Origin of the sequence: Rhizobium leguminosarum (genome assembly GCF_010668065.1) — a bacterium.
In the GTDB taxonomy this organism is placed as follows: Bacteria; Pseudomonadota; Alphaproteobacteria; order Rhizobiales; family Rhizobiaceae; genus Rhizobium; species Rhizobium leguminosarum_S.
Window position 1 is genome coordinate 751,377 of the sequence record NZ_WUEN01000001.1, and the last position, 13,880, is coordinate 765,256.

The 13,880-nt window shown below is 61.3% G+C and carries 12 protein-coding genes; 6 read left to right on the top strand and 6 right to left on the bottom strand.

The annotated features are described in order from the left end of the window. Window positions 1-103 precede the first annotated feature (103 nt). From GR198_RS03435 to GR198_RS03455, 5 genes are all read right to left on the bottom strand, one after another. Complete coding sequence (locus tag GR198_RS03435) at window positions 104-2,665, bottom strand: GcvT family protein (protein ID WP_164067460.1); 2,562 nt, start codon at window positions 2,663-2,665, stop codon at window positions 104-106. 80 nt (window positions 2,666-2,745) lie between these two features. Next, a complete protein-coding gene (locus tag GR198_RS36330) occupies window positions 2,746-3,057 on the bottom strand; it encodes a hypothetical protein (protein WP_164067462.1) in 312 nt (103 codons plus the stop codon). Continuing rightward, a complete protein-coding gene (locus tag GR198_RS03445; RefSeq protein ID WP_017957896.1) occupies window positions 2,942-3,181 on the bottom strand; it encodes a hypothetical protein in 240 nt (79 codons plus the stop codon). Before GR198_RS03445 ends, GR198_RS36330 begins: the two co-directional genes overlap by 116 nt. 9 nt (window positions 3,182-3,190) lie before the next feature. Next, on the bottom strand, window positions 3,191-3,451 hold the full coding sequence (locus tag GR198_RS03450) for a hypothetical protein (RefSeq protein ID WP_164067464.1): 261 nt from the start codon (window positions 3,449-3,451) through the stop codon (window positions 3,191-3,193). A gap of 3 nt (window positions 3,452-3,454) precedes the next feature. Continuing rightward, window positions 3,455-3,775 carry a helix-turn-helix domain-containing protein gene (locus GR198_RS03455; RefSeq protein ID WP_011654989.1) on the bottom strand — a complete coding sequence of 107 codons (321 nt, stop codon included), beginning with the start codon at window positions 3,773-3,775 and terminating at the stop codon, window positions 3,455-3,457. Between the two features lie 250 nt (window positions 3,776-4,025). Here GR198_RS03455 and GR198_RS03460 point away from each other — a divergent pair, with 250 nt between their 5' ends. Further along, window positions 4,026-5,087 (top strand): class I SAM-dependent methyltransferase, encoded by a 1,062-nt coding sequence (locus tag GR198_RS03460; protein WP_164067466.1) that lies wholly within the window; start codon window positions 4,026-4,028, stop codon window positions 5,085-5,087. 29 nt (window positions 5,088-5,116) lie between these two features. Here the strand turns inward: GR198_RS03460 and GR198_RS03465 are convergent, their stop codons facing one another. Beyond that, on the bottom strand, window positions 5,117-6,142 hold the full coding sequence (locus tag GR198_RS03465) for an AraC family transcriptional regulator (RefSeq protein ID WP_204336996.1): 1,026 nt from the start codon (window positions 6,140-6,142) through the stop codon (window positions 5,117-5,119). A gap of 60 nt (window positions 6,143-6,202) precedes the next feature. Here GR198_RS03465 and GR198_RS03470 point away from each other — a divergent pair, with 60 nt between their 5' ends. The 5 genes from GR198_RS03470 to GR198_RS03490 all read left to right on the top strand — a co-directional run bounded on the left by GR198_RS03470 (window position 6,203) and on the right by GR198_RS03490 (window position 13,878). Next, entirely contained in the window at window positions 6,203-7,669 is a 1,467-nt protein-coding gene (locus GR198_RS03470) for an alpha-glucosidase/alpha-galactosidase (RefSeq protein ID WP_164067468.1), read from the top strand. A 123-nt stretch (window positions 7,670-7,792) separates the two neighbouring features. Further along, on the top strand, window positions 7,793-9,880 hold the full coding sequence (locus tag GR198_RS03475; protein ID WP_164067470.1) for an ABC transporter substrate-binding protein: 2,088 nt from the start codon (window positions 7,793-7,795) through the stop codon (window positions 9,878-9,880). Between the two features lie 177 nt (window positions 9,881-10,057). Beyond that, on the top strand, window positions 10,058-11,065 hold the full coding sequence (locus GR198_RS03480) for an ABC transporter permease (protein ID WP_164024689.1): 1,008 nt from the start codon (window positions 10,058-10,060) through the stop codon (window positions 11,063-11,065). Window position 11,066: 1 nt separating this feature from the next. Continuing rightward, on the top strand, window positions 11,067-12,200 hold the full coding sequence (locus GR198_RS03485; protein ID WP_164067472.1) for an ABC transporter permease: 1,134 nt from the start codon (window positions 11,067-11,069) through the stop codon (window positions 12,198-12,200). Between the two features lie 10 nt (window positions 12,201-12,210). After that, complete coding sequence (locus GR198_RS03490; protein WP_164067473.1) at window positions 12,211-13,878, top strand: ABC transporter ATP-binding protein; 1,668 nt, start codon at window positions 12,211-12,213, stop codon at window positions 13,876-13,878. Window positions 13,879-13,880: the final 2 nt, after the last annotated feature.

Sequence of the window (13,880 nt, forward strand, 5' to 3'; positions counted from 1 at the left end):
GGAGCGCTTACAGCGCCGTGCGTCTTTTAGGACACGCGGCGCTGTAACACTTTCAATCCTCGTGCTTTCCGAAAATCGATTCCGATTTGCGCGGCCGATGCGCTTAGCTGCGCGGCTTCAGATTTTCTGGGTCATAGATCGGCTTGTACCCGACGCCGACAACCTGGACCGGATAAGTCTCGGCGAAATACTCGACATTCAGCCTGCGTCCGACCTGGCAATGCGACCAGGGCAGATAGGCCAAGGCGATGTTCTTTCCGACCGTTGGGCCGTAGGCGACCGAGGTCGTGTAGGACCGACGGCCAAGTTCGTCGACCAGAACCTCTCCTGTGGCGGGATCGACAACCGGCATGCTGCCGACGGGATAACGCTTCACGCCTGATTTGTCGGTATTCTCGGTCATCACAAGCGTGCAGAGCATGGCCGGCTGGTGCTCACGCGCCTTATATTCCAGATGTTTTGCCTTGCCGCGGAAATCGGCTTCCTTGACCTTCGGACGGGCGAGATCGGCTTCGATCAGGTTGTACTGGGTGAGGAGGTCGGCGTTCTGCAGGCGCAGGCTCTTTTCCATGCGGCGCGAGTTTGCATAGGTCTCCACGCCGAAGGCCATCACGCCGGTTGAACGCAGCGCATCCCAGACGGCGAGGCCGTCTTCGTACTTCATGTGCAGTTCCCAGCCCTGCTCGCCGACATAGGAGATGCGGAAAGCGGTGACGGGCTTACCGGCGATTTCGATCGGCTTGATCGCCGCAAAGGCGAAGTTTTCCTGATCGAGCCCGGCCCGATCGGCCACGGCCTTCTTCAGCGTGTCGCGCGCGTTCGGACCCCAGATGCCGATCGTCACGAATTTTTCCGAGACGTCGGTGATGGTCACGTCGAGGCCGCGGTCTTCGGCGACGCGCTTCATGTAGTGCAGGTCGCGCGGGCCGGCATCGGCGCCGTTGACGAGACGGCACCGGTCGGCCATGCGGAAGACGGTGAAATCAGCGCGGACCATGCCTTCGTCGTCGAGGAAGTGGGTGTAGATGCCCTTGCCGATGTTGGCATCGCCGCCGACCTTGGCGGCGCAAAGCCATTCCATCAATTCGACATGGTCAGGTCCCTCGATATCGACCATGTGGAAATGGCTGAGATTGACGATGCCGCAATCCTCGCTCATTGCCAGGTGCTCGGCATTCGACACGCGCCAGAAATGGCGGCTGTCCCATTCATTCTCGCGGACCGGGACGCGGTCGGCGTATTTCTCCAGAAGGTGCTCGTTGGCGGCGTAGCCGTGCGCACGTTCCCAGCCGCCAAGTTCCATGAAGTAACCGCCGAGCTCCTTTTCGCGCTCGTAGAAGGGCGAGCGTTTGGCGTTGCGGCCGGATGCATAGGGTTCGCGGGTGTGAACAGCCGGGAAATAGATCTTCTGGGCGGCTTCGTAGCAGCGGCCCTCGATGAACTCTTCCGTCAACTGATGCGGATAGAAGCGGGCATAGTCGATGCTGTTGTGATCGATTTCAGTACGGCCATCGGTCATCCAGTCGGCGATCAGCTTGCCATAGCCCGGGCCGTCCTTGACCCAGATGGCAACGCAATACCAGAGACCGCGCACCTTCTGGCTCTCGCCGCAGGATGCGCCGCCGCCGGCGGAAACTTGCAGCAGGCCGTTGAAGGAGTGACCTTCGTTATAGCCGAGTTCGCCGAGGATCGGCGTCAGTTCCATGGCGCGCTCGAGCGGCTCGATGATCTGTTCCATCTCGAGATCACGCTGCGAGGGCGAAAGGCGCGCTTCGTGTTTTTCGAGAATGTCGCGCGGATGGCACATACGCGGATTGGTGGCTTCGTAGTAGCCCCACTCGATCTGGCCGCCCTCCGTCGACGCCGGGTCGCCGGTATCGCGCATATAGGCGGAGTTGCCCTGGTCGCGCAGCAGCGGGAAGCCGATTTCCTTGCCGGTGCCTTCGAATTCGTTATACGGCCCGAAGAAGGTGAGCGGGTGGTCGACCGGCATGACCGGCAGGTCTTCGCCGACCATCTCCGCGATCAGGCGCCCCCAGAGGCCGGCACAGACGATGACGTGGTCGGCCATGATGGTGCCGCGATGGGTGACAACGCCCTTGATGCGGCCGCCTTCGACGATCAGCGACTTCGCCGGCGTATTGCCGAACACCTGAAGCTTGCCGGCCTTTTCGGCGGCATCGACCAGCTTGCCGGCAACGGTCTGCGAGCGCGGAATGACGAGGCCGGCATCCGGATCGTAAAGGCCGCCCATCACCTGATCTTCCTCGATCAGCGGGAACTTCTCCTTGATCTCGGAAGGGCTGACATAATGAGCGCGCGTTCCGAAAGCGCGTGCCGAGGATAGCTTGCGCTTGATTTCCTCCATCCAGGCATCGTCGCCGGTGCGCGCCACTTCGAGGCCGCCGATGCGGGCGTAATGGCCCATCTTCTCGTAGAAATCGATCGAATATTGCGTCGTCCAGACCGACAGATAGTCGTGGCTCGTGGTGTAACAGAAGTCCGAGGCATGGGCCGTCGAGCCGATATCCGTCGGGATGCCCGACTTATCGATGCCGACGATATCGTCCCATCCCCGCTCGACGAGATGATGCGCGATGGAGGCGCCGACGATACCGCCGAGCCCGATGATGACGACCTTTGCCTTTTCCGGAAATGCTGCCACGTGCTGTTCCTTCTATTTATCGCACGAATTAATATGCCCTAACCGCGCTTGACGTACGCTTCGCGCGTGAGATGCAGCAGTCATGTCAGCGTCGTAAGGGTGTCATGTCTGCCGAAGCAGCGGAACCCCCGACCGCTACGCATGGAAGCTGCGATGAGGGTATTATGCATAAGGCGCGTGATCGTCATTGGTCCTACGCCGCCTAGTAACGGCGTAATTGCGCCAGTCCGGATCGAGGCGGCGAGCCAACCGTAAAAGAGAGCCGGCGGCCCGGGTTCACGGCGCCGCAATGGCTGCAAGCCGGTCGATGTCCACCAGCACGATGTCTTCGGAAACAGGCTCACGATTGTGCAGCCGGAACCATTCCGCGGCTTCGCGCACGCGGTCACCATGCGGCGGCGGATAGGCGCCAAGTCCGAGAACCCATTCCCGCACGGTCTCGCGCTCCATCCGGCCGGCCCGGTATCGATCGCAGACGGTTTTCGCCGATGCGACGAGATCATTGATGCTTTTCACTGGACACCCTCAATGCACGGATGGCTCTTCATCTTCGAGAAACGACCGAATGCCGTCGCGCGCGACGATGGCCAGGAATTCGTCGAAGGCATCCCGGTCAGTCGGAAATGGCTCGTCCCAGCGGATCAGGTCCTCCGCTTGCGTGACCACTTCCATCGTCCAGTCTTCATTGCTGCCCGACGTGCGGAAGATATCGACGAGCACGGTGACACCGTCGTCGGTGAATTCTCCCGCCAGTTCGGAGTGTTCGAGCTTTTCTTTCTTTGCCATCATTCAGCCACCTGCACCCGGTGGTGCATCGTTTTTGAGATATTCTTCATATTGAACCGTCTCGGTCTCGTTCGTGTCGATCGAGGCATCGGCGCGTTTTGCCAGGCGAACGCCCGCACCCCCGCCATTTTCCGGGATGAAAATCACACCTGCGCCTTCCAGGGCGTGCTTCATATCCTGAAGGGTTCGTTCGTAGGGAGAGCGCTTCCCGGCCTCGAAATTAGCGATCGTCGCTTTGGCGACTTTCGAGGCCGATGAGAGATCGTCTTGAGACCATGCCAAAAGGGCACGTGCAGCGCGGCATTGAGCGGAAGATAGGCACAAAACAATAACCTTGCATCAAAAGTGTGATTCTGCCTCGGGCAGATTATATTAAAAACGCAATCTCGACACAAGCGATGATGAGAGGAGGTCCATGACGGCACAGCATGTTGTGAGCCCTGGAATAGGCACGCCTATTTCATTCTTTCGACCTTTAATACTCCACGCTCATCTATCGAACGACCAAGTTGATTGACTGAATATTATTAAAGACTAATTTAGATTACCCTTATCACGCACCCGGGAGGTAACAATGCGTGAGCCAGATATGCAAAAACTCGATGCGCTTGTCGGTCGTCTTGTTGGGGACGTCGGCGCCGCGATGTCAGGTGCCTTGGTCGTGCTTGGCGACCAGGTCGGAATCTACAAGGCGATGGCCGACGGAACGCCGATGAGCGTCCAGGATCTTGCCAAGAAGACGGGGATAAAGGAGCGCTATCTCAGGGAGTGGCTCAGCGCCCAGGCGGCTGCGGACTATGTCGCTTACGATGAAAAGACCGATCGGTTCAGCCTGACGCCGGAGCAGGCGATGGTCTTTGCCGAGGAAAACAGCCCCGCCTTTTTCGTCGGCGCCTTCGAAGTCGTCCAATCCATGTGGATGGACGAGGCAAAGGTCGCCGATGCCTTCCGCACCGGCAAGGGTCTCGGCTGGCATGAGCACAGCACCTGCCTGTTTCGCGGGACCGAACGGTTCTTTCGCCCCGGTTACAACAGCCATCTCGTCGCCGAATGGATACCGGCTCTGGCCGGGGTCGAAGAAAAGCTCAAGGCCGGCGCCAGTGTCGCCGATGTCGGCTGCGGTCATGGGGCATCGACCATCCTGATGGCGCAGGCCTATCCTGCGTCCCGCTTCACCGGCTTCGACTATCACGGCCCGTCGATCGAAAGGGCAAAGGCCGCCGCGAAGGATGCGGGTGTTTCGGACCGCGTGACCTTCGAGCAGGGCTCGGCGGCGGAATTTCCGGGGCGCGGCTATGACATGGTCGCCATGTTCGACTGCCTTCACGACATGGGCGATCCGGTCGGCGCCGGCCGGCATGTCAAGGACACGCTTGGTCCGAACGGCACGTGGCTCATCGTCGAGCCCTTTGCCCATGACCATCTCAAGGACAATCTCAATCCGGTCGGCCGCGTCTATTACGGCGCGTCGACGATGATCTGCACGCCGGCGTCACTCTCCCAGGAGGTGGGGCTTGGGCTCGGCGCACAGGCGGGAGAAATGAAGCTTCGAAAGGTCGCGCTCGACGCCGGGTTCACGCATTTCCGGCGCGCCACGGAAACGCCGTTCAACATGGTGTTCGAAGTCAGGGCCTGAAGCCAAGGTCCGCCGATCGGGACGACCAGCTATCGCAGCTTGCCGATGCTGGCGTACATGCCCGTCGTGCGGAATTCGGTGGGATTGGTGCCGTAGACGCGGCGGAAGACCTTGGAGAAATAGTTGGGGTCTTCGAAGCCGCACATGATGGCGACTTCCTTGACCGGTAGGAAGTCTGCCTTGGTCAGAAGCTTGACGGCACGCTGCAGGCGCTGCTGCAGCACGAATTCGGCCGGCGGCATGCCCTCGCTCTCAGCAAAGCTGCGCGAGAAATGCGCGCGGCTGAGGCCGACGATGCCGGCAAGCTCGCTGACCGGCAGCGGCTTTTCGAGATTGGCATTGATATGGTCGATCACCGGCTGCATCAGGCTGAGCTCGGCGGCAAAGGCCGGCGAGCCGAAGACGTCGTCATAGAGCGCCATCGCCGCTTCATAGGCGATCGCCGAGGCGGCACCCGGCGACGTGGCGCCCTTGACCAGGCGCAGGCTGCAATCGGCGAGATGATCGATGGTCGAGGGCTGCAGCTTCAGCACCGGCCCGGCCGTCGACAGCACCATCTGGTGGATGCGCAGCGTTTCCTCGCCATTCATCGAGATCCAGAAATATTCCCAGCGGTCGCCCTTCTCCAGCCAGTAGCGATGATTGTGCGGCACGAGAACGAGCAGCGTGTCGCCGCCCTGAAGGCGATAGTTGCGGTTCTGGTAGCGCAGCTTGCCGCTGCCGCTGATCGTGTGCTGCAGCACGGTGAAGGGCGTCTGGCCGCGCCGGCGACCGTCCCAGTCATAGCTCTCGTTCTCGCGCACTTCATAGCCGGCGCTGGTCGGCATGGCGTGCAATCGCTGGCGGCCGCGGGGCAGAGAAACCGTCCTCATCGACTGTCCGTTGGCGATCAAATCCTGCAGCACAAAATTACCCCTGAAAGCATAATCCTTCTCTGGTCGCCCTGTCGATTTCGGGCATAATCCCCGCCGACAAGAGGAAGAGACCACGGCCGACAGAGCGGCCGGGAGGAAAAAGGCAGATTTTACGGTGTTTTCAGCCGCATGCGTCAGCATGCAGCCTGATCCTCCATGGCCTTCTTTTCCTTAGCATTCGATTGGGTCGAGGTGAAGATCATGAGTTTCAAAATCGCTATCATCGGTGCGGGCAGCGTCGGTTTCACCAAGAAGCTGTTTACCGATATATTGTGCGTTCCGGAGTTTCGCGACGTCGAATTCGCGCTGACGGATCTCAGCGAGCATAATCTGGAAATGATCAAGGCGATCCTCGACCGCGTCGTCGAGGCGAACGGGCTGCCGACGAAGGTGACGGCGACGACCAACCGACGCCAGGCGCTGGAAGGCGCGCGCTACATCATCAGCTGCGTCCGGGTCGGTGGGCTCGAGGCCTATGCCGACGATATCAGAATCCCGCTGAAATACGGCATCGACCAGTGCGTCGGCGATACGATCTGCGCCGGCGGCATCCTCTATGGCCAGCGCAACATCCCGGTCATCCTCGACTTCTGCAAGGATATCCGCGAGGTCGCGGAGCCCGGCGCGAAATTCCTGAACTATGCCAACCCGATGGCGATGAACACCTGGGCGGCGATCGAATATGGCAAGGTCGATACCGTCGGTCTCTGCCACGGTGTCCAGCATGGCGCCGAACAGATCGCCGAGGTGCTCGGCGCCAAGTCGCTGAGCGAGCTCGACTATATCTGCTCCGGTATCAACCACCAGACCTGGTTCATCGACCTGCGCCTCAACGGCCGCAGGATCGGCAAGGACGAGCTGATCGCCGCCTTCGAGTCGCATCCCGTCTATTCGCAGCAGGAGAAATTGCGCATCGACGTGCTGAAGCGTTTCGGCGTCTATTCCACCGAAAGCAACGGCCATCTCTCGGAATATCTGCCCTGGTATCGCAAGCGGCCGGACGAAATCACCCGCTGGATCGACATGTCCGACTGGATCCACGGCGAGACCGGCGGCTATCTCCGCCATTCCACTGAAACGCGCAACTGGTTCGAAACGGAATATCCGCAATTCCTGGAATCCGCCGCAAAGCCGATCGATCCCGCCAAGCGCTCGAACGAACATGCCAGCCATATCCTCGAGGCGCTGGAGACGAACCGGGTCTATCGCGGCCATTTCAACGTCAAGAACAATGGCGTCATCACCAACCTGCCGTCCGATGCGATCATCGAATCGCCTGGCTTCGTCGATCGCTTCGGCATCAACATGGTCTCCGGCGTCACCCTGCCGGAAGCTTGTGCGGCCACCTGCATCGCCTCGATCAACGTCCAGCGCATGTCGGTGCATGCGGCAATATCAGGCGACATCGACCTCTTGAAGCTGGCCGTGCTGCACGACCCGCTGGTCGGCGCCGTCTCGACGCCGGAAGAGGTCTGGCAGATGGTTGACGAGATGGTCGTTGCCCAGGCGCGCTGGCTGCCGCAATATGCGCATGCCGTGCCGGCCGCCAAGGAGCGGCTGTCGAAATCGAAGGTGCAGACCCGCGACTGGGCGGGGGCCGCACGCCGCAACGTTCGCTCGATCGAGGAGCTGCGCGCGGAAAAGGCGGCGCTGAAACAGGCCGTCTGATGTTCTTGAAGGATGGGTCGTCATGGGTTTCCGGGAGGGAAATCCATGACGTCAGGCCCGCTTTCATGTCGTTCGAGGAAAAAGGAGCCGCGTGATCGCGCTCCGGAACAAGAGGGAGAAACGATGATGAATTTCCGTAACGCAGGCATTCTGGCCGGACTGGCGCTCAGCGTCTCAGCCGCGGCGCTGAATGCCTATGCCTCCGAGCCAACCATCCCACCTGCACCGGCGGACTTTCCCGCCGAAGGCAAGATCAACTATGTGGCGCGCGACTCCATCCTGGAGTTCAAGGCGCTGCCCGAATATCACGAGCCCGACTGGGTCACGAAGAATTTCGTCGCCACCGGCAAGCTGCCGCCGGTCAAGGATCGCCTGCCGAAGGAGCCGCTGGTCTTCAAGACCGGCAATATGCCCGACGGCATCGGCGTCTATGGCGACACGATGCGCCACGTCATCGGCGGACGGCCGGAAGGCTGGAACTATGGCGCCGGCCAGACGCAGGGCTGGGGCGGCATTGATATCGGCCTTTCCGAATGCCTGACGCGCACCGCGCCGCTGTTCCAGGTGCAGGCCTCCGACACCGAGCCGCTGCCGAACCTCGCTAAGAGCTGGGATTGGTCGCAAGACGGCCACAAGCTGACCATGCACCTGGTCGAAGGCGCCAAATGGTCCGACGGCGCGCCGTTCAACGCCGACGACATCATGTTCTACTGGGAAGACGAAGTCATCGACCCGAATGTCTCGCCGCTCGGCGGCGGCGCCTCGCCGGAAGCCTTCGGCGTGGGAACGACGCTGAAGAAGGTCGACGATTACACCGTCGAATGGACCTTCAAGGAGGCCTTCCCGAAGCAATATCTCTACACGATGTCCTACCCGAACTTCTGCCCGGGTCCGTCGCATATCCTGAAGCCGAAGCATCCGAAATATTCGAAGAACACCTACGACCAGTTCAAGAACGCTTTCCCGCCGGAGTTCATGAACATGCCGGTCATGGGCGCCTGGGTGCCTGTGGAATATCGTTCCGACGATATCATCGTCATGCGCCGCAACCCCTATTACTGGAAGGTCGACGAGAAGGGCGATCAGCTCCCCTATCTGAACGAGCTGCACTACAAGCTCTCGACCTGGGCCGACCGCGACGTTCAGGCCGTGGCGGGATCCGCCGATTTCTCCAACCTCGAGCAGCCGGAAAACTTCGTCGCCTCGCTGAAGCGTGCCGCGGAAGAAACGGCGCCCGCCCGCCTCGCCTTCGGCCCGCGTCTCATCGGCTACAATCTCCGCATGAACTTCTCCGCCAACGGCTGGGGCAGCCCGGACGAGCGCGGTGAGGCGATCCGCGAGCTGAACCGCAACGAGGATTTCCGCAAGGCCGTCACCATGGCGCTCGACCGCAAGGCGATCGGCGACTCGCTGGTCAAGGGGCCGTTCACCGCGATCTATCCCGGCGGGCTCTCCTCCGGCACCAGCTTCTACGACCGCAACTCGACCGTCTACTATCCCTTTGATCTCGAGGGCGCCAAGGCGGAACTCGCCAAAGCCGGCCTCAAGGACACCGACGGCAACGGCATCGTGAACTTCCCGGCCGGCACGCTCGGCGGCAAGGATGTCGAAATCGTCATGCTGATCAACAATCAGTACACGACCGACAAGAGCCTTGCCGAAGGTGTCGTCGGCCAGATGGAGAAACTCGGGCTGAAGATCGTCATCAATGCGCTCGACGGCGCCAAGCGTGACGACGCCCATTATGCCGGCCGCTTCGACTGGCTGATCCAGCGCAACACGACGGAACTGTCGTCGGTGGTGCAGAATACCGAACAGCTTGCTCCTGTCGGTCCGCGCACCAGCTGGCATCATCGTGCCGGCAAGGATGACCAGCTCGATCTGATGCCCTTCGAGAAGGAGCTCATCGATGTCGTCAACAAGTTCAGGACGAGCCAGAACAACGACGAGCGCGTCGATCTGATGAAGCAGTATCAGAAGATCTCGACGGAGCACGTCAACACCGTCGGCCTGACGGAATATCCGGGCGCCCTGATCGTCAACAAGCGGTTCTCCAACGTGCCCCAGGGTACGCCGATCATGATGTTCAACTGGGCTGAAGATTCGGTGATCCGCGAACGCCTGTGGGTGGCCGCCGACAAGCAGGGCAAATACGAGCTGTTCCCCGAACAGCTGCCCGGCAAGCCCGGCGACAAGGGTCCCATCAACTGATGCATGCCGCCCGGAAACAAAGAGTCAAAGCGCGTCGCATGTGATGCGACGCGCTGGAGAGCTCCCTCCCAGCTGAAGTGAGCTTCCGGCCGCGCGTGCAGCGCGCGGCCGGGCAAAACCAACAAGCCGGCCGCGCTGACAAGGAGCGACTGGCGGCAAGGAGAAGCGAACCGTCCGATGTTACGATTCCTGCTCGTGCGCATAGCCTCCGCGATACCCATTCTCTTCATTCTGAGCGTGGTGACTTTTGCGATCATCCAGGCCCCGCCCGGCGACTACGCCGATTACATCCGCTCCCAGCTGATCAACCAGGGCGGCGCGTCCTATGCGCAGGCCGAAGCGCAGGCGCAGGCTTACCGCGTCGAACACGGGCTCGATAAGCCGCTGGTCGTCCAATACGTCAACTGGATCGGCGGCATCGTGACGCGCGGCGATTTCGGATACAGCATGTTCTACAACAAGCCGGTCGCCGATGTCGTCGGCGAACGCCTGCCGAGGACCTTGCTTCTAGCGCTCGTCTGCCATCTCTTTGCTTCGGTGCTCGGCATCGGTTTCGGCATCTGGGCGGCGACCCGCCAGTACAGCTGGATCGACAGCCTGCTTTCGGGGATTTCCTTCCTCGGCATGACGGTGCCGCGCTTCCTGATGGCGCTGATCATCGTCTATCTCCTGGTCTTCCAGCTCAATGTTTCCGAGATCGGTAGCTTCTTCTCGCCGCAATATGGCGGCGCGCCATGGTCCTGGGCGAAATTCGTCGATCTCGTCCACCATGTCTGGCCGGTCGTGGCGATCGCCACCTTCGGCGGGCTCGCCTACAATATGCGGGTGATGCGCGGCAATCTGCTCGATACGCTGAACGCCCAATATGTCGAGACGGCCAAGGCCAAGGGGCTTTCCGGCGCAGCCGTGGTGATGCGCCATGCGGTGCCGAATGCGCTGCACCCGCTGGTGATGTACCAGGGCGTCGTGCTTCCCTACATGCTGACCGGCGAGATCGAAACCGCCATCATCTTCGCGCTGCCGACCGTCGGTCCGGCGATCGTCGGCTCGATGGCGGTCGGCGACGTCTATGTCACCGCCACCTTCATGATGGTGCTGTCGGCGACGCTGATCGTCGGCAACATCATCGCCGACATGCTGCTCGCTCTTCTCGATCCGCGTGTCCGCCAATATGGAGGAGCCTGAGATGCTTGCTTTCGACTCTTCCGCGACGCCACCGACAACCGACATCGTGACCAAGCCATCGCGTGGGCATGAAAGCTATATCGCCCTTGTCTGGCGCCGGTTGAGGCGCTCCTGGACCGGCATGGCCGGGCTCGTGCTCGTCGTGCTCCTGATCCTCATGGCGATCTTTGCCGATTTCTTTGCGCCGATGGATCCGAAGGCGACCGATGTCGGCTTCGCGCCGCCACAGGTGATGAGCTTCCACGACAAGGATGGCAATTTCGTCTTCCAGCCGCGCGTCTATGCGCTGTCGGATTCCGAAGAGCTCGATCCGGTCACCTTCCAGCCGATCGTCGGCATCGACTACGACAATCCGCGGCTGCTCAGCTTCTTCGTCAAGGGTGCCGAATACCGGCTTTTCGGCCTGATCCCCGCCAACCGGCACTTCTTTGGATCGACCGACGGCCAGCCGGTGCATTTTCTCGGCACCGACAAGTTCGGCCGCGACGTGCTGTCGCGCGCCATCATCGGCTCCCGCATCTCGCTGACCATCGCCCTGACCGTGGTTTTCATCGTCACCATCATCGGCACGACCGTCGGCATGGTGTCGGGTTACTTCGGCGGCACCTTCGATGTCTGGCTGCAGCGTTTCGTCGACCTGGTGCTGGCCTTCCCGCAATTGCCGCTCTATCTGGCGCTGACCTCGCTGATCCCGGTGACGGCGCCGACCAATGTCTTCCTTGCCTTCGTCATCGTCGTCATGTCGGCGCTCGGCTGGGCGCAAATGTCGCGCGAGGTGCGCGGCAAGACCTTGGCGCTCGCCCGCATCGATTATGTCCGGGCGGCCATGGCCGTCGGCGCCACCGACACGCGCATCATCATGCAGCACATCTTCCCGAACGTAATGAGCCACGTCATCGTCGCGGTGACGCTGCACATACCGAGCGTCGTGCTCCTGGAATCCTTCCTCGGTTTCCTCGGCTTCGCCGTCAAGCCGCCGCTGATCTCCTGGGGGCTGATGCTGCAGGATACGGCGACCTATTCGGTCATCGGTTCCTATCCCTGGATTCTCGCTCCCGTCGGCTTCGTGCTCGCCACCGTCTTCGCGTTCAACGCGCTCGGCGACGGATTGCGCGACGCAGTCGATCCTTATTGAGGTGATTGATATGGCACTTGCACTGGTCAATTCCTTCGCCCCGCCCGTCCGCCACGACCATGATGGCCGTTCGGACACGCCTGTTATCGACGCCCGCAATGTGGCGGTGAATTTCAAGGTCGAGGACGGCATGGTCGAAGCCGTCAAAGACGTCTCCTTCCAGCTCTATCGCGGCGAAACGATCGCGATCGTCGGCGAATCCGGCTCCGGCAAATCGGTAACGGCGCGAACGGTGATGGGGCTGTTGTCGAAGCGCGCCGTCGTCTCCGAGAAATCGACGGTCGCTTATGACGGCAGCAACATCCTGAAATTTTCCGAGCGGGCGCGCCGCAAGCTGCGCGGCGACCGCATCTCGATGATCTTCCAGGAGCCGATGAGTTCGCTGAACCCGATCTATACGATCGGCAGCCAGATCGTCGAAGCGATCCGCGTCCATCGCCGGATCAGCAAGAGGGATGCGCAAAAGCGCGCGCTCGAACTGCTCGAACATGTGCAGATCCCCGATCCCGCCGCGCGGCTCATGCAATATCCGCATCAGCTTTCCGGCGGCCAGCGTCAGCGCGTGATGATCGCCATGGCGCTTGCCAATGATCCTGATGTGCTGATCGCCGACGAGCCGACGACGGCGCTCGACGTCACCGTGCAGGCGCAGATCCTGAACCTGATCCGCAACCTCCAGAAGGAACTGGGGATGGCCGTCATCCTCATCACCCACGACCTGACCGTCGTGCGGCAGTTCTCGGATTACGTCTATGTGATGCAGCTTGGTGAAGTGCGCGAGCACAACACCACCGAAGCGCTGTTTGCCAACCCGCAGGACGCCTATACCAAGCATCTGCTCGCCTCCGAGCCGCGTGGCCAGGCCAATCCGCTGCCCGAAGGCTCGGATGTCATCCTCGATGCCAAAGGCGTGCGCGTCTCCTTCATGATGCGTCACGGTACCTTTCTGAAGCCGGCGATGCGCGAGCTTGTCGCCGTCGACAGCCTCGACCTGACGCTGCGCCGTCACGAGACGCTCGGACTTGTGGGCGAATCCGGCTCCGGCAAGACGACGTTCGGCCAGGCGATCCTGCGGCTGAACACACCCGACAGCGGCGAGATCCGTTTCGACAATCAGCCGATCCACGGCCTCTCCCGGGCCGAGATGCGGCCCTTGCGCGCCCGCATGCAGGTGGTGTTCCAGGATCCGTTCTCATCGCTCAATCCGCGCATGACGATCGGCCAGATCATCGAGGAGGGGCTTGTCGTCAACAGGCTGGGCGCGACCAAGGGCGAACGGCAGGACCGGGTGCGCGAAGCGTTGATCGCCGCCGGCATGCCGGGCAATATCCTGTCGCGCTTCCCGCACGAATTTTCCGGCGGCCAGCGCCAGCGCATCGCGATTGCCCGCGCCATCGCGCTGGAGCCGGAATTCATCCTGCTCGACGAGCCTACATCGGCGCTCGACCTTTCCGTCCAGGCGCAGATCATCGAACTGCTGCGCAAGCTGCAGGACGAGCGGGGCTTAAGTTACCTGTTCATCTCCCACGATCTCAAGGTCGTCCGGGCGCTCTGCCATCGCGTCATCGTCATGCAGCATGGCAAGATCGTCGAAGAGGGTCCCGTCAACGAAGTTTTATCCCATCCCAAGACCGCTTACACCGAACGGCTCGTCAAGGCCGCTTTCGAGGTAGCATGATT